Origin of the sequence: Pseudomonas sp. TH34, assembly GCF_016650865.1 — a bacterium.
Classification (GTDB): Bacteria; Pseudomonadota; Gammaproteobacteria; order Pseudomonadales; family Pseudomonadaceae; genus Aquipseudomonas; species Aquipseudomonas yamanorum.
Genome location: NZ_JAEKFB010000005.1, coordinates 146,912 through 165,083, shown reverse-complemented (window position 1 = coordinate 165,083; position 18,172 = coordinate 146,912). Strand labels below are relative to the sequence as shown.

Here is an 18,172-nt window from a genome sequence, read left to right as displayed (position 1 = left end):
ACCGAGCCTAGGCGAGGTGCCGAGTGGTGGGGCAAGAGCGTTTTGCTTACTTTTGCGCTGTTCAAAAGTGAGCCGCTGTAAGAGCGGAACCATAAGCGGCCGTTACCTAAACAACGGATATTTACCCCGACCCACCCCCGCAACTCCCTGGTGAAATACCGACTCGGCACCTCACCCAACACACGCTTGAACACCGTCGCAAACGCACTCGGGCTGCTATACCCCAAATCCAGCGCCACCCTGGTCACCGGTTCCCCATTGCCCAGCCGCACAATCCCCGCCAGCAGGCAGGCTTGCTGGCGCCACTGCAGATAACTGATACCCGTGGCCTGACGAAACTGCCGGGTAAACGTCCGGCGGCTCATCCCTGCGCCGAGCGCCATGGCATCAATGCTGACCTCCAACGAAGGCCCGGCCAGAAACCCCTCGCAAGCCTTCGCCAAGCGCGGCTCGGCAGGCAACGGCGCACTGAGCGGCAGCACCGGCATCTGGGCGATCTCGTGCAGCAGCAAGCCCATCAAATAGCTATCGCGGCCACCCATCGCGTAACGCGCAGGCACCTCCACGGCCTTCTCCAGTAACTGCCCGAGCAGCGGCGAGACGTCCAACACCTGGCACGCTTGCGGCAACTCCAGCCGCCGCGCCGCCTGCGGGCGGATGTAGGTGTTGAGCATCGTCACCGGCCCGCGCATCAGCATGGCGTGGGACACATGCGGCGGCACCCAGATCGCGCGGCGGGGCGGCACGACCCAGTTACCGGTAGCGGTGTAGACCGTGATGACACCCCGGCTGGCATACGCAAACTGGCCGCGCGGGTGCGCGTGGTCAGGGAACAGCTGGCCGTCGGCATAGTCGATAGCGGTCACGACCACGTCGCGAGGGGTGTTTTCGTAGGGATGAATATCGGGCATGGCCTGATTCTAGCCTTTGTTGACCCACAATCGCAGGCGGGCCATCACGATTTGCGAAAAAATCTGCCGGATGCACGGCCTCTTATCGTGCCAACCAGCAAATGGACCCCGTCACCATGAAGCACAAACACCTGTTATTGGCCGTCCTGGTGACGGCCATGTGGGGATTCAACTTCCCCATCACCAAGCTGGGCCTGGCCGAGATCAACCCATTGCTGCTGACGGCCCTGCGTTTCACCCTGGCGGCATTGCCCTGGGTGTTTCTGGTAAAACGCCCCCAGGTGGCGGTGAAGTGGCTGGCGGCCTACGGCTTGATCTTCGGGGTGGCGATGTGGGCCTTGATCAACCTCGGGATCGCCATGGGCGTGCCGCCCGGTAGCGCGTCGCTGCTGATCCAGTTCAGCGCCTTTTTCACCCTGGGCTGGGGCGTGCTGCTGTTTCGTGAAAGCCTGTCCCTGCCGCAATTGATCAGCGTGGCGCTGGCGGCCATGGGCTTGGTGGGCATGCTGTTGGGTGTGCAGGGGACGGCGACGATGCTGGGGTTTGCCCTGGTGCTGTTCAGCGCGTTGGCCTGGAGCATCGGCAATATCATCATCAAGGTTTCCGGGGTGCGGGAGATCTTTGCCTTCGTGGTCTGGGCCAGCCTGTTTGCACCGTTGCCGCTGGTGCTGTTGACGTGGCTGCTGGACGGCCCGCAAGCCTTTATCGCGTTGCCGGGGCAGTTGAACGGCGTGGCGTTGTTCTCGCTGGCGTTCCAGGTATATGGCGCGACGCACTTCTGCTATTGGGGCTGGAACCTGTTGTTGCGCGAGTACCCGGTTTCCCGGGTGGCACCCCTGTCACTGCTGATCCCGGTGTTTGGGATCGTCAGCTCGATGCTGATTCTGGGGGAGCGCCCCGGGGTTTCCCAGTGGCAGGCCATGGGCTTGATTCTGTTGGCCTTGATCGTGGGAATGAAGAAGGGACGCCCGTTGTGGGTCAGGCAGGGCGGTCACGCTTGAGCAGGCCATACAGCGCGCTGTCCGAGATCTCATCGCCGACCACCCAGCGCTCGCGCAACAGGCCTTCGCGCACAAAACCCAGGCGCTCGAGCAATCTTGCGGAGCCCAGGTTGCGTGGGTCGATATCGGCTTCAAGGCGGCGCAGCCCGACGGTGTTGAAGCCGTGGTCGATCACGGCGCGGGCCGCCTCGCTCATGTAGCCCTTGCCCCAATGCTGGCGGTTCAGGGTAAAGCCGATTTCGGCACGACCGCATTGCTCATCCACATTGAACAGGTCGCAACTGCCGATCACCTCGCCGGTGGCCAGCAACTCCACCATGCACACCAGGTCTTCACCGGCAATCGAGGCTTCCATCAGTTGGCCGAAGCGTTCAACGGCCTGCTCGGCGCGGGTCATGGTGGGAAAGGAAAAGTAGCGCATGGCCTCGGGATCGGACCAGATGGCAAACAGCGCGCGCCAATCATCCTGATGGGGAGGACGCAGGCCCAGGCGTTCAGTGGTGAGGAGAAAGGGGGCGAAAAAGGGCAGAGTCATAAGGTGCTCGTCCGTGAAAGTCACGGGCGAATGCTGCCGGGATTGGGCGGGTTGCACAAGGGTCAAGGAAAGAGGACGACGGGAAGCAATTGCTCCACTTAATAGGAAGCATTACTATTCACGCCCCGCCTCCCCAGTGCACCCAGATGACGCCTCAGCCGCCCCGCAGAACAGGCTTTTTCGAGCACTATGAAGAGTTGATCGGGACCTGGACGCGCCGCCTGAGAAACCGTCAGCAGGCCGAAGACCTGGCCCACGACACTTTTGTGCGGGTGCTTGAGTCAAAATCCAGCGCAGTTGAGCAACCTCGTGCCTATCTGCATCAAACGGCGCGCAATATCGCAGTTGACGCCTATCGTCGCGAAGACCGTCGGGAGGCGATGACGCTGGAGGCCTTTGATCAGCGTTCTCCCCACAGTGGCGACCCGGAGCATTTCATGCACGCGATCCAGCTGGCGGATTCCATCGAGCGAGCCTTGGCCGAGTTGCCGCTTAATTGCCGCAAGATTTTCATCTGGCAAAAGATCGAAGGCCTGACCCAGCAGGAAATCGCCGAGCGCCTGGGCCTGTCTAAAAACATGGTGGAAAAGTATATGATCCGCACCCTGCGGCATCTACGTGACCGCCTGGACGCTATGGCCCCATGACCAATGCCCGCTTTGAAACAGGATCTTCCATGATGGATACCCGTGAGTGTGCCTGCGGCAGTGCGACGGCCCGCGATGAGGCAGCGCAGTGGTTTGTGCGTGTACAGGACAGCCCGTTGAGCGTCGAAGAACGCGAGCGTTTTGATGCCTGGCGTGCGGAGCATGCCGAGCACCAGTACGAATTTGATGTGCTGCAGGGTTTGTGGAGCGCCACTGACCTGGTGCCAAAGGCACGCTTGCAGGCGTTGTGCGATGCCCCAGAACCCCGTGCGAAGCGCCGGCCAGTGCTGCGCTATGGGGTGGCGGCGAGTGTGCTGGCGGTGGCCCTGGGCCTTGGGTTGTTCAGTGGCCTGGATCATCCGGCGACGTACAACGCCGAATTCAGCACCGCGCTGGGGGAGCGCCGGCAGGTGGCGCTGCCCGACGGCTCGCTGATGGATTTGAACAGCCGCAGCGTGGTGGCGGTGCATTACGTAAAAGGTCAGCGCGGCATCGAACTCAAGCAGGGCGAGGCGATGTTCAGTGTCGAACACGACACCAGCCGGCCCTTTGTGGTGTCGGCGGGGGCAGGGCAGGTGACGGTCACCGGTACGCGTTTCGACGTGCGTCGCGATGACGACCAGACCCGCGTGGTGGTCGAGGCCGGTACGGTCAAGGTACAAGGACGCACATCCGATGCCGTCGTGATGCTCACGGCCGGCCGGGGCACCCATGTGGATACCCAAGGCCAGGTGGCGGCTGCCTACGCCGTCAACCCAGAAGAACTGACGGCCTGGCGCACCGGCAAGCTGGTGTTCAACAACGCCACCCTCGGCGAAGTGGCCCGGGAAGTCTCGCGTTACCGCGAGCAACCGTTGCGGGTCAGTACGCCTGCGGTGAGCAACCTGCGCTTGACCAGCGTTTTCAAATCCACCGACACCGATGCCTTGCTCAAGGCCTTGCCGCACATTCTTCCGGTGGCCTTGCGCACCTTGCCGGACGGTAGCCAGGAAATAATTTCACGATAGATTCAGGTTTTTTCCGAGTTCTTCGTCTTCTTGTGCAACTGCAACTGGTTTGCATTAACAGCCGCACTCTCTTGCGATCACAGGACTCCGTTCGACGTGAAAAAACTCGCCGTGAAAAACAATAAATCATCCCGTTGGGTACCCCTCGCCCTGGCACTGGCCGTCAGCGCCGCACTGCCGGCGGCCTATGCTGACGACGCGATTCATATTCAGGCCCAGTCCCTGGGATCGGCCTTGAGCCAGTTGGGCCAGCAGACGTCGCTGCAAGTGTTCTTCAGCCCCGACATGGTGGCCGGCAAACAAGCCCCGGCCGTCGACGGCAAGCTGTCGCCAGAACAAGCCCTGCGCCAATTGTTGCAAGGCAGCGGCCTGGATTATCAGATCGACGCCGGCTCTGTGACCCTGCGCCCGCTGGGTAAAGGCACCGGCGAAGTAGGTTCGCCGCTGGAGCTGGGCGCCACCGACATCAAGGTGGTGGGCGACTGGCTGGGCGATGCGAATGCCGAAGTGGTGCAGAACCACCCCGGCGCGCGCACCGTGGTACGTCGTGAGGCCATGGTGGAGCAGGGCGCGATGAACGTCGGTGATGTGCTGCGGCGCATTCCCGGCGTGCAGGTGCAGGAAGCCAACGGCACCGGTGGCAGCGATATTTCCCTTAACGTCGGCGTGCGCGGCCTGACCTCACGCCTGTCACCACGCTCCACGGTATTGATCGATGGCGTTCCGGCAGCATTCGCCCCTTACGGTCAACCGCAGTTGTCGATGGCGCCGATTTCCTCGGGCAACCTGGACAGCATCGACGTGGTGCGCGGCGCGGGCTCCGTGCGTTATGGGCCACAGAACGTCGGCGGCGTGATCAACTTTGTGACCCGCGCCATTCCGGAAAAATTTTCCGGTGAAGTCGGCACCACCCTGGAGACGGCGGCCCACGGCGGCTGGAAGCATATTGAAAACGCTTTCATCGGCGGCACCGCCGACAACGGTATCGGCGCTGCGTTGTTGTATTCCGGGACCAAGGGCGATGGTTACCGCGACCGCAACAACTCCAACGACATCGACGACGTGATCTTCAAGACCCATTGGGCGCCGACTGATCAAGACGATTTCTCGCTGAATTTCCACTACTACGACGCCAGCGCCGACATGCCCGGCGGCCTGACCCAGAAGCAGTACGATGCCAACCCGTATCAATCGGTGCGTGACTGGGACAACTTCAATGGCCGGCGCAAGGATATGTCCTTCAAGTACATCCGGCAGATCGACGACCGCACCCAGGCTGAAGTGCTGACGTACTACTCCGACAGTTTCCGCGGCAGCAACATCGCCAACCGCGACCTGAAAACCCTGGGTTCCTACCCGCGCACCTACTACACCTTCGGCATCGAGCCGCGGGTGTCCCACGTGTTTGACCTGGGACCGAGTACCCAGGAAGTCAGCGTCGGCTATCGCTACCTCAAGGAGGGCATGCACGAGCAGGCCACCAGCCTGGCGCTGGTCAACAACGTGCCGACGCCGGTAGGCCAGAATGACGGCCACGTGTACCAGGACCGGACCGGCGGCACCGAGGCCAACTCGTTCTACATCGATAACAAGATTGATATCGGCAAGTGGACCGTTACCCCGGGCGTTCGCTTTGAGCAGATTCGCACCGAATGGCACGACCGTCCGGTAGTCGCCCTGAATGGCACCACGGTCCAGGAGAAACGTCGCGAGATCCACAACAACGAACCGCTGCCGGCCCTGAGCGTGATGTACCACGTCTCCGATGCCTGGAAGCTGTTCGCCAACTACGAAACGTCCTTCGGCAGCCTGCAGTACTTTCAGCTGGGCCAGGGCGGTAACGGTGATCAGACCGCGAACGGCCTGAACCCGGAAAAAGCCAAGACTTACGAAATCGGTACCCGTTACAACGACAACGTCTGGGGCGGTGAAGTGACGTTGTTCTACATCGACTTCTCGGACGAGTTGCAATACGTCAGCAACGATGTGGGCTGGACCAACCTCGGCGCCACCAAGCACGAAGGCATCGAAGCGTCGGCCCATTACGACTTGTCGAACCTGGACCCGCGCCTGGACGGCCTGACCGCCAACGCCGGCTTCACTTACACCAAGGCCACCTCTGAAGGCGACGTTGCCTTCAAGGGGCGCGACTTGCCGCTGTACTCCCGTGAAGTGGCCACCCTGGGGCTGCGTTACGACATCAACCACTGGACTCACAACCTGGACGTCTACGCGCAGTCCGGCCAGCGTGCGCCGGGTACCGGCACGACTTACATCACTCAGCCGACCGCCGATGGCCAGTACGGGGACATTCCCGGCTATGTCTCGGTGAACGTGCGCAGCGGTTATGACTTCGGCGCGCAGCTGTCGAACCTGAAGCTGGGCGTCGGGGTTAAAAACGTCTTCAACCAGGAGCACTACACCCGCTCCAGCGACAACAACTCCGGGATCTACCTGGGCCAGCCGCGCACGTTCTTTGTGCAGGCCAGCGTCGGGTTTTGACCCGCAGTTGATTCAGAGGTCGCAGCCTGTGCCGGCATTGTCGGCACGGGCTGCGACCTTTCCTGGCTTTCACCGGAACTGAATCCGACAGTTCGGCCACACAGGTTTGCCCGCTTTTCATACAGTGCCTGGACGATCACTTCGTCGTGGTGCTCTGGAGGAGGAGGCGCTCCCTGAAAACCCGCCGAACAGGAGATGCCTATGTCGGTATCCGCGTCCAATCAGACCACTGCCTCAATTCACAACCACACTGCGCCCCCGTGCCGCCCCTGTATCGTCAAACCGCCAAAGCCGAACCCAGGCGCTTGCCGGCCAGGTATCGGCAAGCCACCGACGCCGGACCCGGAGCCGTGCCGCCCAGGTATCGTTAAACCGCCAAAGCCGAACCCAGGAGCCTGCCGGCCAGGTATCGGCAAGCCACCGATGCCGGACCCGGAGCCGTGCCGCCCCGGTATCGGCAAACCGCCAAAGCCGGACCCAGGGGCATGCCGGCCAGGCATCGGCAAACCACCGATGCCGGATCCAGAGCCGTGCCGGCCATGTATCGGCAAGCCGCCGAAGCCGAATCCAGGGTATTGCGGTCCGGTTTCCGGCAGGCCGGATCCACTGTATTCAGGTAAGACTAACGAAGCGTTGGCCAAGCATCTGCTGGATAATTTCGATAGTTTTGGCGGACGGGGGGCGCAATACGTCACGCCGGAAAACCTGGCAAGCATGGCGAGCAGACCGTTGACCGGTCACGCCGCCACCGACCATAACATCCGCGCAGCCAGGGAAATCCTGAAACGGCCGGGACTGGTAGAAGCCCTTGACCGTCACAGTTCCACGGGGCACTTGGATGGGTTGATCGACAGGTTGAAAATTACCATGATCATCAACTCGACAAACCCTTTCAAATATCACGACGACAAGCAGCTTGCTCAAGCCATGCTTGAACGGTTTGGCGATTTGAAAAGTGGCTTTTGGAACCCCGCGATAGAAATCAAAGAGCTGCGCCAACTTGCTGCGAAGCCTCTGACCGGTCGCCCGCGGACGGATGCACTCATTCAACTGGCGAAGGAAGTCACTCAGCGTTCCCATTTGCTCCAACAAATGGAAAACACTGGCAGTCGTCCCCACGACGGCAAGATCCACAAGGACGCGTTGCGCTGGTTGTCTCGCTAACCCCCGTCACGGCCTTGATCGCGCTGCGTATGCTTCGTGGCGTGATGACCTGTTCTGATCAATCCGCTGCTTTTACATTCCCAGCGAGGGCTTAGACATGACGTCAACGTCGTTTGGGTCACGCCATCCCGGGCCCCCGCCAGCCTCCAACCCGCCGGCGGGTCATGATGTTTTGCCGCAGGGTATAAATCGCGAGCAGGGTGCAGAGGCCCTGCGAGTGAAGAACTTCACCGGGCAACACAAGTTTCAGGCTCCGGCTGCCGACGACTTCATCAAGGGCATGCTGCCCAACGGGCAGTTGCCTGCCGCTGAAGCTTCTGTGTTACGCCAGTTTTGCGCAGCGATGGGATCGATGGTCGGCGCGATCAAAGGCGTTTGGCAGGAGACGAAACCGGCTTCGCCGAGCGAACCAAAAGACCACTGATTTTTCGCTTTTTACATGTTGTCATTGGAACGCTTCGCTACGGCGGAACCATTGCCAGCAGGGCACCACACACCTTTGGCTTGTTAATCGCGCGAGCGATACGGCCGTTACCGGGGTGATGTCCAGGCAAGCGTGGATCTAAAATTGGTGGAGATGAATCATGAGAATTGATCGCGGATCAGGCTACCTGCAGCCCGGTGGTACAGGCCCATTTGATGTGACGGCGGGTGAGGGAGGGCGTACCGCTCAGGTGGCTTCAATTGAGCCTGGTGATGCTGGCCGACAAGCCCATCCTGGCGCTACGGCTGTTCGGTCTTCCGGTTACAGGCCACCTTTGCGCTCGGCCAGGCCCTATGAGGTGGTGCCGCATCATCGTACGCTTCAAAACGGTGTTGCCTCACGCGCCGGGTCACCGAATCCCAACCTCCAGTTGCCAGACAGCGAGTTGGTGAAAGCGCTGAAAGTCAGTTTTCCCACGCTGAAAGAACTCCATGAAAAGTGACGGACTGACACTGTCTTCGCTGCAACGAATCGCCGGCAAAAAAATCGGCGATAACCAGAAATTCGACAGTGCGATTTTGCTGGCCAAGGCCCTGGTCCAGCGCCCGCGCCTGATCGATGCGATTACCGATCAGGACGGCTACATCACCCGGGAAAGCCTTTCAAAGGCTGAAAGTGTGGTGTTCGGCAACAGCGATCCCAGTGCCTTCAGCCCAGACCCTTTCCACGCCAAGAGCAACGCTGAGCTTGTCGAGGTATTCAAGGTGATGTTTACCGAGTTGCGTGACAGGTCCCGGGACCGTAAGGGCTTCTTTGAATGCATCGGCTACGTCAACATCGAGTTGCTGGTTGCCATGAGCAAGGACCCGGACGAACTCGACAGCCAGGGTGAACCCGTCCTGGACCCCATCACGGGGCTGGCGCGAAAAAAATACGATGAACAGCAGGTGTATATGGCGAAGAATATTGTGGATCGCCCCGGGCTATTGCAGTCCCTGGAAAACGCCCACGGCACGGGTCGGCGTATTTTTGGCAGCCATCACCAAGAGGGTTGGCTCAGTAACAAAACCCTTGATCGTTGGCTCGAGCACAATAAAACCCGATAAGCCCGGGTAACGCCTCAACGAATGAGGCGTTATGGGGTTACCCGTCAAACCCGCAATATTTTCCCACTGATCGCCACACCGATCAGCAGCACGGCAATCAGCACAAAGGCCGTGCTCAGGCTGCTGCCATGGGCGATAAAGCCAATCACCGCAGGGCCGGCGAGAATGCCGGTGTAACCCAGGGTGGTGATGGCGGGCACGGCAATGTGTTCCGGCATGACGGTCTGCTTGCCGACGGCGGTGTACAGCACCGGTACGATGTTCGAACACCCGGCACCTACCAGGGCATACCCCAGCAAGGCGGTTTCCCACGCAGGAAACAGCGTCGCCAGCAACATACCGGCCGCAGCAAGAGCACCACCGAACACGATCACCCGGGTTGCCCCCAGGCGGCGAACAATCCTGTCACCGGTAAGGCGCCCGACGGTCATCGTCAAGGCAAAAGCTGCGTAGCCAAGGCCTGCATAGGCTTCGTCAAGGCCGCGCTCGGCGCTCAAGAATACTGCGCTCCAGTCCAGCACGGCGCCTTCGGCGAGAAACACGATGCAGCACAGGCAGCCGATAAACAGCACCACCCCGTGGGGAACGGCAAAGGCGGGCCTGGAGCTTTCGCTGCCATAGGGCAGCAAGTGTGGCCCGGCCTTGAGCAAGGCCACCGCGATGACAACGATCACGGCGAGGGTGGCCTGCAACGGCGATAACCCCAAACCCAGCAACCCGCTGACCCCCGCCGCACCGACAATTCCGCCCAGGCTGAACAGCCCGTGAAAGCCCGACATCATGGTCTTGCCGCTGGCCCGTTCGACCATCACCGCTTGCAGGTTGACCGTGGAGTCCACCGTGCCGAGGCCGGCGCCGAATACAAACAGCGCAGCCATCAGCAGCGGAACCGAGGTGACGGTGGCGAGCATCGGCAGGCCAAGGCAGATCAGGATGGTCCCGCCGGTGGCCACTCGCCGGATGCCAAAGCGAGAGGCCAGGGCCCCTGCGACCGGCATTGCGATCATCGACCCTACGCCGAGGCACAGCAGCAACAGGCCGAGGGTGCCCTCATTGAGTTGGGCGCGGGCCTTGGCATAAGGCACCAGCGGTGCCCAGGCGGCGATGCCGAAACCGGCGATAAAAAACGCGATGCGGGTGGACATTTGTTCCAGCCGCCCGGGTACCACGGGCGCTGGGGTGCTGATGGCGGTCATGACAAATCCTTGGTTTTGCGTTCAACGAACGATGTGCAGCGCAACATCCTTGCACATCAGGCCGTATCGAGCGAGCCGGGTTCCTTTGACATGCCTGAACACAGCGCTAACAATTTTTCCAGGAGCATGGAACGCGATTGGCTTTTCCAACCACTATCAGCGTGTAGGACGAGTGATCGTCTGCTGTGCGAGGTGGTCTGGAAGGTGCGTAATCCCCGCGAGAACTGGCGAACCCCGGGATTCTTGCGGTGGATTACCACCTTCCAGGCCGATCCTCTCACTTCAGCAGCCGGGCCAACTCGGCATCCCGCACCTGCAACACCTCAAACAAACCCAGGGCTTGCAATGCGGGGAGGGCTTCCAGCATGTCCTGTTCGGCCAGCAGTCGCTGTTCGCCCGGGGTGGCTGGGTTGCACCAGGTTCTGGCGTTGGCGAGGAACGCCCCCACCGTGCCTTTGCGCACGATCACGCCATTGAATTGGCCTTGGTCGAGATGATCGGGAAGCAAGTCTTCTGCACGCATGACAGTGTCCTCAATGAATGAATCCACAGTCTAGGCGCGTACATGTGGCTACACTGCCTTATTCGGGTCATTCAATACGGTAAAGCTGCCATATGTCGCCCACCCTCGTTTCACCTCAACTTGCCAATGCAATCGGCGGTCCCTTGCTGGTGGCAACGTTGCGTAGCAGCCCCGTCGAGCGCGCCACTGCTCCCCATCAGCATGCCCGGGGCCAACTGCTAGGGGCCCAGCGCGGTTTGCTCTCGGTACAGGCGGCGCATCAGCACTGGGTGGTGCCGGCCACTCACGCGGTGTGGATCGTGCCTGATTGCTCCCACTCCCTGCGTTCCCACGGGCCGTTTGATGGATGGAGTGTGTATGTCGACCCTCAGGCGTGTGCCGGTCTGCCGCAACAGACGTGTGTTATCGCCACGTCGGCCTTGTTACTGGAGGCTGTCAGGCGCGCGGCAACCTGGGCCGAGCCGCAGCTGGAGCCGCCACAGGCGCGAATTGCCCAGGTGATCCTTGATGAAATCGCCGGCTTGCCCCAGGAACCATTTGGCTTGCCGCTGCCCCAGGACCCGCGGCTGTTGCGCATCGCCCAGGCGCTGGCTGACGACCCGAGCGACAACCGCCTGCTGGAGCAATGGGCACAGTGGGCCAGCGTATCCCCGCGTACACTGGCCCGGCGGTTTGTCGCCGAGACCGGGTTCACCTTCAGCCAATGGCGTCAGCGTGCGCGGTTGTTGCGCGCCTTGGAGTTACTGGCGGCGCACGTACCGGTCACCCGGGTTGCGCTGGACTTGGGTTATGAAAACGTCAGTGCCTTTATTGCCATGTTCCGGCGCACGTTTGGGACGACGCCGGGGCGATACTTCATGGATGGCGCAACCGACTACGGGCATACACCGCCACAACCACGAAACAGCCCATAGGCAACAAATAAGCCAGCGCCACCGTGCTGTTATCCGCCACCTTGCCCATCAAGTACGGCATCAACGCGCCGCCGACAATCGCCATGATCATGAACGAACTGCCGCGCTTGGTGTGCGGCCCGAGGTTTTTCACGCCCATGGCAAACAGCGTCGGGAACATGATCGACATGAAGAAGAACACTGCAATCAACGCGATCACCGAGATGCCTTCCAGGCCAATCACCACCAGCGCACACAACGCGATATTGATCAGCGCATAGATCAGCAGCAGCTTTTGCGCGCTGACCCGTCCCATCAACCAGGTGCTGAAAAAGCGCCCGAACATGAAAGCCAGCATCGCGATCGATAGCAGGTAGGCTGCGTGCTGGCTGCCCATCTGTGCCCAATGCTCGGTGACGTAGTTGATGAAAAATGCGCCGACTCCGACCTGGGCCGCTACGTAGAAAAACTGCGTGATCACCCCACCAACGAACTCCGGATACTGCCACAGCCCCTTGCCGGCCACCGGTTGCAGTGCTTGCTCCTGGGCGCGCAGATCCGGCAGCGGTGTGCGGGCGATCAACAGCGCCACCAGCAACACCAGAACCGCGATCACCACATAGGTGGTTTGCAGCGAACTCATGTCCGAGACCGGCGTACTGCCGGTGCTGAAGAACATCGCGCCGCCAATCAGCGGGCCGAAGAACTGGCCAAGGCCGTTGAAGGATTGCGCCAGGTTCAACCGCCGCTCGGCGCCCTGGGGTTCGCCCAGCACCGTGGCATAAGGGTTGGCGGCAGTCTCCAGGCAGCCCAGGCCGCAGGCAATGACGAACAGCGCGAACAGGAAAAACGGAAAACTTGCTGCAGCCGCCGCCGGCATGAACAGCAAGGCGCCTGCTGCATACAGGCACAAGCCCAACAGGATCCCGGCTTTGTAGCCGTGACGGTCCATCAGCAGCCCCGCCGGCAGGGCGATCAAGAAGTACGCGCCGAAATATGCACCTTGCAACAGCCCGGACTGGGCCTTGCTGACGTGCAGGACTTCCTGGAAATGCTTGTTCAGGACGTCCAGCAAACCGTAGGACAAGCCCCAGAGGAAGAACAGACTGGTCACCAGCATCAGCGCCCAGCGATAGGTCGGCACGGCGCGGGTACCTGCCAGGTGTGTGTCTTTGCTTAACATGACGCTTCTCCTGTTGTTTTTATGGGATCAAGGCGTGCGATGCAGCGGGTACTACGGTTGATTGGTGAGGCTGAAAATCTGCGTCAGCGACTGCCATTTGCCGCCAGGGTCAGTCCACGGCGTGGGCACCTGGAAACGCCACATCAGGGTTTCCCAGGCTTGCACTTCAGGGTTGGCGCGTGCGGCGTGGTCCAACCCGTCGAAGCTGAACCCGGCCGCAGTGTCCATGACCATGAACAGCCGTGTGCCCAGGCGCCAGATCTGCATCTCCACGATGTGCTGGCTGCGCAGATGTTCGGCCACGGCGGGCCAGATGCGTTGATGCAACTGCTGGTACTCGACGATCAATGCCTCGTCGTCGACCAGGTCCAGCGCCAGGCAGTAACGTTGGCCGCTCATGTCAGCGCCCGGTCCAAATGGGTGTAGCCACCGTCCACCACCAGCCATTGCCCAGTGGTGTGAGACGCGCGAGGTGAGAGCAGGAACAACACGCTGTCGGCAATTTCCTCGGGGGTGGTCATCCGTTTGCCCAAGGGGATTTTTTCGACGATGGCGGCGAGCTTGGCTTCGGGGTTGTCGAAGCCATCGATCCAGCGTTGGTACAACGGTGTCAGCACCTCGGCAGGCACCACCGCATTGACCCGGATGCCGAACTCCAGCAAGGACGCCGCCCATTCCCGGGTCAGCGACAGCTGCGCACCTTTGGCGGCGGTATAACCGCTGGTGCCACCCTGGCCGGTGAGGGCCGTCTTGGAGCTGATATTCACGATCGCCCCGCGACTGGCCTTGAGGGCGTCGAGGCACAGGTGGGTCATGAGGTAGTAGTGAATCAGGTTCTTTTCCAGGGACTCGACGAAGGCGGCACGCCCGGCGTCCAGCCCCACACCGTCGTTGACCCCGGCATTGTTCACCAGGCCGTCGATGCGCCCGAAGCGTTGCAACACTTCGTTGACGGCCGCGCGGCAGGCGTCTTCATCACGCAACTCGACGCGGATGAAGTGGCTTTGGCCTTGCTGTTCCAGCTCGGCCGCGAAGGCTGGCGACAACGGTTGATGACCGAAAATCACCGGGATCGCGCCTTCGGCAATCAGTCCCAGGGAGATGGCGGCGCCGATCCCCGAGCCACCGCCGGTGACGATGATCACGCGGTCCTGCAAATGCAGATTCATGGGCAGTTTCCTTAAAGGTGATAGACCCGCTGAGCGGTGCCGCCCCAGATGGCCTGCTGTTCATTGGGCGACAGCTGGCCGAGGGTCTGTTGCAGCAATTGGCAGGTGCTCTGGTATTCTCCAGCCAGCAGGCACACCGGCCAGTCCGAGCCGAACATCAAGCGCTCGGCGCCGAACAGTTCCAGTGCCAGTTCGATGTAAGGGCGCAAGGCACGAGCGTTGCGCTGGTCGGGCCCGGCTTCGGTGAGCAGGCCCGACAACTTGCAACTGACGTGGGGCAGGGCGGCGAGCGGCGCCAGGTGTTCTGCCCAACCGGCCGGGCCGTTGGCGATGTCGGGCTTGCCCAGGTGATCCAGCACCAGATGATACTGGTCGTGGCGTTGGCACAGGGCGGTGGCGGCGTCGAGGTCGGCGCAGCGGATCAACACCTCATAGACGTAGCCTTGTTGCTGCAGGTGGTGCAGGCCACGGGAGAATCCCGGGTCAGCCATGAAACTGGCAGGCGTGGGTTCGTCCTGAATCTGATGCCGAAAGCCCTTGAGTCTCGGAGCGTCGCGCCACTGTTCCAGGTGATATTCCAGGGCTGGGTCGCACAGGTCGACCCAGCCGACGACGCCGAGTATCCACGGGTGCTGGCGCGCCATTTCCAGCAACGCGTCGGTTTCCTGCTCACCCGCGCGGGCCTGCACGGCAATGCAGCCATCCAGGCCGGCAGCGTCGAGCAGCGGCCGCAAATCCTGTGGGAGAAAGTCCCGCCGCAGGTCAGCCTCAGACGCACCGATCCACGGATAATCAGCGGCCCGGTAGCGCCAGAAATGCTGGTGCGCATCGAGCCTCAGAGGTGATGGGGACGACATTATTATTGTGCTCCGTCCAATCAAAGGTGTGCTTCAGGTCACGGCCGGTGGCGATATTGCTCCCGGGACGCGGCTTTCATCTGGATCGAGAACCCTGGCGCCTTGGGCGGCATATAGGCCGCGCCGCGCACCACGCAAGGCTCCTCGAAATGCTCATGCAAGTGGTCGACATACTCGATCACCCGGCCGTCGTGGGTGCCGGCGATGCACAGGTAATCGATCATCGACAAATGCTGCACGTACTCGCAAAGCCCAACGCCGCCAGCGTGCGGGCAAACCGGCAGGCCATATTTGGCCGCCATCAGCATCACTGCCAGCACCTCGTTCACCCCGCCCAGGCGGCAGGCGTCAATCTGCACCACATCGATGGCTTCGCGCGTGATCAACTGTTTGAACATGATCCGGTTCTGGCACATCTCACCGGTGGCGACCTTGACCGGCGCCACACCCAGGCGAATCTTGCGATGGCCTTCGATATCGTCGGGGCTGGTGGGCTCCTCGATAAACCACGGCTTGGCAAACGCCAACTCGCGCACCCAATCGATGGCGGTGTCGACTTCCCACACCTGGTTAGCGTCGATCATCAGTTGGCGGTCCGGCCCCAGCACTTCGCGGGCGATGCGCACGCGGCGCAGGTCGTCCTGCAAGTCATGGCCGACCTTGAGCTTGACGTGGTTGAAGCCTGCATCCACCGCTTCCTGGCACAGCCTGCGCAGCTTTTCGTCGCCATAACCGAGCCAGCCGGCCGAGGTGGTGTAACAGGGGTAGCCATTGGCTTGCAGGTCGCCCATGCGTTCAGCCTTGCCTTCGGCGCGTTGGCGCAGCAAGGCCAGGGCTTCGCTGGAGGTGATGCAGTCGGTGATGTAGCGGAAGTCGATGCACCGCACCAACTGTTCCGGACTCATGTCGGCCACCAGGCGCCACAAGGGTTTTCCTTCGGCCTTGGCCCACAAATCCCACGCGGCGTTGACGATCGCGCCGGTGGCCAGGTGAATGGCGCCCTTGTCCGGGCCAATCCAGCGCAACTGGCTGTCGCTGGTGACATGCCGCCAGAAACGGCCCATGTCTTCGGCGATCCATTCCAGTGTCAAGCCTATCAACAGCGGCTGCATGGCCTGGATCGCCGCACAGCAAATCTCGTTGCCACGGCCGATGGTGAAGGTCAGGCCATGGCCTTCAAGGGCCGGGTTGTCGGTCTGCAAAATCACATAGGCGGCCGAGTAGTCCGGGTCCGGGTTCATGGCGTCGGAACCGTCCAGGGACTGGGACGTAGGAAAGCGGATATCTTCGACGCGAATCGCGGTAATGGTGGTCATGAACGGCTCCTTGGTTCTTGTCAGGCGTCGACCGTGGTCTGGTTCTGTTCGCCAAGGCCTTCGATGCCCAGGCGAATCTTTTGCCCTGGCTTGAGGTAGACCGGCGTGGGCTTGATCCCCAGGCCAACACCGGGCGGGGTGCCGGTGGAAATCACATCCCCCGGTTGCAGGCTCATGAATTGGCTGAGGTAGCTGATCAATTTGGGAATCTGGAAAATCATCGTGCGGGTGTTGCCGTTCTGGTAGCGATGACCGTCGACTTCCAGCCAGATCGACAGTTGGTGCGGGTCGGCGATTTCATCGCGGCTGACCAGCCACGGGCCCAACGGGCCGAAGGTGTCGCAGCCTTTGCCCTTGTCCCAGGTGCCGCCGCGTTCCAGCTGGAATTCGCGTTCGGAGACGTCGTTGATCACGCAGTAACCGGCCACGTGCTGCATGGCCTGGCTTTCGTCGATGTAACGACCGCCCTGGCCGATCACCACCCCCAACTCGACTTCCCAGTCGGTCTTGGTGGAGTGGCGGGGGATTTCGACGTTGTCGTTGGGGCCGACGATGGCGCTGGTCCATTTGTTGAAGATGATTGGTTCGTCAGGGATGGGGGCGCCGGTTTCAGCGGCGTGGTCGGCGTAGTTCAGGCCGATGCAGATGAATTTTCCTACCTGGCCGACACAGGCGCCCAAACGCGGATTGCCCGGCACCAGAGGCAGGCTCGCGGGGTCGAGTTCTTGCAGGCGAGCGAGGTTTTGCGGGAGCAGGGCGTCACCGGCGACATCGCTGATGTGAGCGGACAAATCACGCAGACGTCCATCAGCGTCCAGCAAGGCCGGGCGTTCCTGACCCTTTTCACCATAGCGCAGCAATTTCATGAGCAATCCTCTTATTAGAAGTGGGCGGTCAGTTGCTCCAGCCGCCGTCAATAATCTGGGTGGTGCCGGTGGTAAACGCGCTGGCATCGGAGCCAAGGTACAACGCCAACTGGGCGATTTCCTGGGGCGTGCCCAGGCGTCCCATCGGCTGGCGGGCGGTGAAGGCGGCGTACACCTCATCCTGCTGGCGGCCTTCGCGACGGGCTTGTTCGACGATGCGTTGCTGCAGCGAAGGGGACTCCACGGTGCCGGGGCAAATGGCGTTGCAGCGAATGCGTTGGGTGACAAAATCTGCCGCGACGGATTTGGTCAGGCCGATGACGGCGGCCTTGCTGGCGCAGTAGGCAAAGCGGTTGGGCACGCCCTTGAGGCTGGAGGCCACCGACGACATATTGATGATCGAACCGCCGCCCGCCGCCAGCATTCCCGGCAGAAACGCGCGGATCATGCGATACATGGCGGTGACGTTCAGGTCCAGGGCAAACGTCCAGTCGCTTTCCGGGCATTCAAGAATATTGCCGGCGTGCACCACGCCCGCGCAGTTGAACAGCACGTCGAGCGTTCCGATCTCGGCAGCAAGGCGCTGAATAGCACTGGCGTCGGTGACGTCGAGCAAGACCGTTTGCGCCCCTGACAAGTCAGCGAGCGCCCGTTGATTGATGTCGGCTGCAATCACTTCGGCGCCGGCCGCCAGATAGGCTTCGACGCTGGCGCGGCCAATGCCCTGGGCGGCAGCGGTGATCAGCACGCGTTTACCGGTGAGGTCCATGACAGACTCCCTTGATTGTTATTATTGGCTCAATGGTCAGGCCATTGAGGGCGTAAAACGCCTGCATCTGCGGCATAGCGAACTGTGGTGGGTTTGCTATGAT

The 18,172-nt window shown here is 61.4% G+C and carries 19 protein-coding genes and 1 pseudogene; 9 read left to right on the top strand and 11 right to left on the bottom strand.

Annotated features, from left to right (window positions below):
- Window positions 1-146: 146 nt before the first annotated feature.
- Window positions 147-911: pseudogene (locus tag JFU58_RS03865) on the bottom strand (AraC family transcriptional regulator); the annotation flags it as partial.
- A gap of 116 nt (window positions 912-1,027) precedes the next feature.
- Between JFU58_RS03865 and JFU58_RS03860 the strand changes: the two are divergent.
- Window positions 1,028-1,912, top strand: a complete 885-nt coding sequence (locus tag JFU58_RS03860) for an EamA family transporter (RefSeq protein ID WP_201139874.1) — start codon at window positions 1,028-1,030, stop codon at window positions 1,910-1,912.
- Here the strand turns inward: JFU58_RS03860 and JFU58_RS03855 are convergent.
- On the bottom strand, window positions 1,890-2,447 hold the full coding sequence (locus JFU58_RS03855) for a GNAT family N-acetyltransferase (RefSeq protein ID WP_081253180.1): 558 nt from the start codon (window positions 2,445-2,447) through the stop codon (window positions 1,890-1,892). The genes JFU58_RS03860 and JFU58_RS03855 overlap by 23 nt on opposite strands.
- Window positions 2,448-2,593: 146 nt before the next feature.
- Here JFU58_RS03855 and JFU58_RS03850 point away from each other — a divergent pair, with 146 nt between their 5' ends.
- The 7 genes from JFU58_RS03850 to JFU58_RS03820 all read left to right on the top strand — a co-directional run bounded on the left by JFU58_RS03850 (window position 2,594) and on the right by JFU58_RS03820 (window position 9,297).
- Window positions 2,594-3,094 carry a sigma-70 family RNA polymerase sigma factor gene (locus JFU58_RS03850; RefSeq protein WP_063031487.1) on the top strand — a complete coding sequence of 167 codons (501 nt, stop codon included), beginning with the start codon at window positions 2,594-2,596 and terminating at the stop codon, window positions 3,092-3,094.
- Window positions 3,095-3,126: 32 nt separating this feature from the next.
- Entirely contained in the window at window positions 3,127-4,101 is a 975-nt protein-coding gene (locus JFU58_RS03845; RefSeq protein WP_201139902.1) for a FecR family protein, read from the top strand.
- Window positions 4,102-4,197: 96 nt separating this feature from the next.
- Window positions 4,198-6,603, top strand: coding sequence for a TonB-dependent siderophore receptor (locus JFU58_RS03840; RefSeq protein WP_201139873.1), 2,406 nt, complete (start codon window positions 4,198-4,200; stop codon window positions 6,601-6,603).
- 633 nt (window positions 6,604-7,236) lie between these two features.
- On the top strand, window positions 7,237-7,767 hold the full coding sequence (locus tag JFU58_RS03835; protein ID WP_235616436.1) for a hypothetical protein: 531 nt from the start codon (window positions 7,237-7,239) through the stop codon (window positions 7,765-7,767).
- 217 nt (window positions 7,768-7,984) lie between these two features.
- Window positions 7,985-8,191 (top strand): hypothetical protein, encoded by a 207-nt coding sequence (locus tag JFU58_RS03830; protein WP_063034008.1) that lies wholly within the window; start codon window positions 7,985-7,987, stop codon window positions 8,189-8,191.
- Window positions 8,192-8,351: 160 nt separating this feature from the next.
- Window positions 8,352-8,693: a hypothetical protein gene (locus tag JFU58_RS03825; RefSeq protein WP_201139872.1), complete on the top strand. Its 342-nt coding sequence runs from the start codon at window positions 8,352-8,354 to the stop codon at window positions 8,691-8,693.
- A complete protein-coding gene (locus JFU58_RS03820; protein WP_201139871.1) occupies window positions 8,683-9,297 on the top strand; it encodes a type III secretion effector protein in 615 nt (204 codons plus the stop codon). Before JFU58_RS03825 ends, JFU58_RS03820 begins: the two co-directional genes overlap by 11 nt.
- Before the next feature lie 44 nt (window positions 9,298-9,341).
- Here JFU58_RS03820 and JFU58_RS03815 read toward each other — a convergent pair whose 3' ends face one another.
- Window positions 9,342-10,493 (bottom strand): MFS transporter, encoded by a 1,152-nt coding sequence (locus JFU58_RS03815; RefSeq protein ID WP_201139870.1) that lies wholly within the window; start codon window positions 10,491-10,493, stop codon window positions 9,342-9,344.
- Window positions 10,494-10,770: 277 nt separating this feature from the next.
- The gene (locus JFU58_RS03810) at window positions 10,771-11,016 is read right to left on the bottom strand and encodes a hypothetical protein (protein ID WP_201139869.1); all 246 of its coding nucleotides are present in this window, start codon (window positions 11,014-11,016) and stop codon (window positions 10,771-10,773) included.
- A 92-nt stretch (window positions 11,017-11,108) separates the two neighbouring features.
- Between JFU58_RS03810 and JFU58_RS03805 the strand changes: the two genes are divergently transcribed.
- Complete coding sequence (locus JFU58_RS03805; protein WP_093198823.1) at window positions 11,109-11,930, top strand: AraC family transcriptional regulator; 822 nt, start codon at window positions 11,109-11,111, stop codon at window positions 11,928-11,930.
- Here JFU58_RS03805 and JFU58_RS03800 read toward each other — a convergent pair.
- The 7 genes from JFU58_RS03800 to JFU58_RS03770 are packed head-to-tail and all read right to left on the bottom strand — an operon-like array spanning window position 11,872 to window position 18,069.
- A complete protein-coding gene (locus JFU58_RS03800) occupies window positions 11,872-13,092 on the bottom strand; it encodes a sugar MFS transporter (protein ID WP_093198820.1) in 1,221 nt (406 codons plus the stop codon). The two genes, JFU58_RS03805 and JFU58_RS03800, sit on opposite strands and share 59 nt — an antisense overlap.
- Window positions 13,093-13,143: 51 nt before the next feature.
- Window positions 13,144-13,491 carry an L-rhamnose mutarotase gene (locus tag JFU58_RS03795; RefSeq protein ID WP_063031473.1) on the bottom strand — a complete coding sequence of 116 codons (348 nt, stop codon included), beginning with the start codon at window positions 13,489-13,491 and terminating at the stop codon, window positions 13,144-13,146.
- Window positions 13,488-14,261: an SDR family oxidoreductase gene (locus JFU58_RS03790; RefSeq protein ID WP_063031471.1), complete on the bottom strand. Its 774-nt coding sequence runs from the start codon at window positions 14,259-14,261 to the stop codon at window positions 13,488-13,490. The genes JFU58_RS03795 and JFU58_RS03790 overlap by 4 nt, the downstream gene beginning before the upstream one ends.
- A gap of 11 nt (window positions 14,262-14,272) precedes the next feature.
- Window positions 14,273-15,118, bottom strand: a complete 846-nt coding sequence (locus JFU58_RS03785; RefSeq protein WP_093198816.1) for an amidohydrolase family protein — start codon at window positions 15,116-15,118, stop codon at window positions 14,273-14,275.
- 38 nt (window positions 15,119-15,156) lie between these two features.
- On the bottom strand, window positions 15,157-16,434 hold the full coding sequence (locus JFU58_RS03780; RefSeq protein WP_201139868.1) for an L-fuconate dehydratase: 1,278 nt from the start codon (window positions 16,432-16,434) through the stop codon (window positions 15,157-15,159).
- 20 nt (window positions 16,435-16,454) lie between these two features.
- A complete protein-coding gene (locus tag JFU58_RS03775; RefSeq protein ID WP_093198807.1) occupies window positions 16,455-17,300 on the bottom strand; it encodes an ureidoglycolate lyase in 846 nt (281 codons plus the stop codon).
- A 28-nt stretch (window positions 17,301-17,328) separates the two neighbouring features.
- The gene (locus JFU58_RS03770; RefSeq protein WP_063031463.1) at window positions 17,329-18,069 is read right to left on the bottom strand and encodes an SDR family oxidoreductase; all 741 of its coding nucleotides are present in this window, start codon (window positions 18,067-18,069) and stop codon (window positions 17,329-17,331) included.
- Window positions 18,070-18,172 lie beyond the last annotated feature (103 nt).

Bases quoted from the DNA above. Each gene is read 5' to 3' on its own strand.
- JFU58_RS03860 (WP_201139874.1), top strand. From the start codon at position 1,028: ATGAAGCACAAACACCTGTTATTGGCCGTCCTGGTGACGGCCATGTGG.
- JFU58_RS03855 (WP_081253180.1), bottom strand. From the start codon at position 2,447: ATGACTCTGCCCTTTTTCGCCCCCTTTCTCCTCACCACTGAACGCCTG.
- JFU58_RS03850 (WP_063031487.1), top strand. From the start codon at position 2,594: ATGACGCCTCAGCCGCCCCGCAGAACAGGCTTTTTCGAGCACTATGAA.
- JFU58_RS03845 (WP_201139902.1), top strand. From the start codon at position 3,127: ATGGATACCCGTGAGTGTGCCTGCGGCAGTGCGACGGCCCGCGATGAG.
- JFU58_RS03825 (WP_201139872.1), top strand. From the start codon at position 8,352: ATGAGAATTGATCGCGGATCAGGCTACCTGCAGCCCGGTGGTACAGGC.
- JFU58_RS03820 (WP_201139871.1), top strand. From the start codon at position 8,683: ATGAAAAGTGACGGACTGACACTGTCTTCGCTGCAACGAATCGCCGGC.
- JFU58_RS03815 (WP_201139870.1), bottom strand. From the start codon at position 10,493: ATGACCGCCATCAGCACCCCAGCGCCCGTGGTACCCGGGCGGCTGGAA.
- JFU58_RS03810 (WP_201139869.1), bottom strand. From the start codon at position 11,016: ATGCGTGCAGAAGACTTGCTTCCCGATCATCTCGACCAAGGCCAATTC.
- JFU58_RS03805 (WP_093198823.1), top strand. From the start codon at position 11,109: ATGTCGCCCACCCTCGTTTCACCTCAACTTGCCAATGCAATCGGCGGT.
- JFU58_RS03800 (WP_093198820.1), bottom strand. From the start codon at position 13,092: ATGTTAAGCAAAGACACACACCTGGCAGGTACCCGCGCCGTGCCGACC.
- JFU58_RS03795 (WP_063031473.1), bottom strand. From the start codon at position 13,491: ATGAGCGGCCAACGTTACTGCCTGGCGCTGGACCTGGTCGACGACGAG.
- JFU58_RS03790 (WP_063031471.1), bottom strand. From the start codon at position 14,261: ATGAATCTGCATTTGCAGGACCGCGTGATCATCGTCACCGGCGGTGGC.
- JFU58_RS03785 (WP_093198816.1), bottom strand. From the start codon at position 15,118: ATGTCGTCCCCATCACCTCTGAGGCTCGATGCGCACCAGCATTTCTGG.
- JFU58_RS03780 (WP_201139868.1), bottom strand. From the start codon at position 16,434: ATGACCACCATTACCGCGATTCGCGTCGAAGATATCCGCTTTCCTACG.
- JFU58_RS03775 (WP_093198807.1), bottom strand. From the start codon at position 17,300: ATGAAATTGCTGCGCTATGGTGAAAAGGGTCAGGAACGCCCGGCCTTG.
- JFU58_RS03770 (WP_063031463.1), bottom strand. From the start codon at position 18,069: ATGGACCTCACCGGTAAACGCGTGCTGATCACCGCTGCCGCCCAGGGC.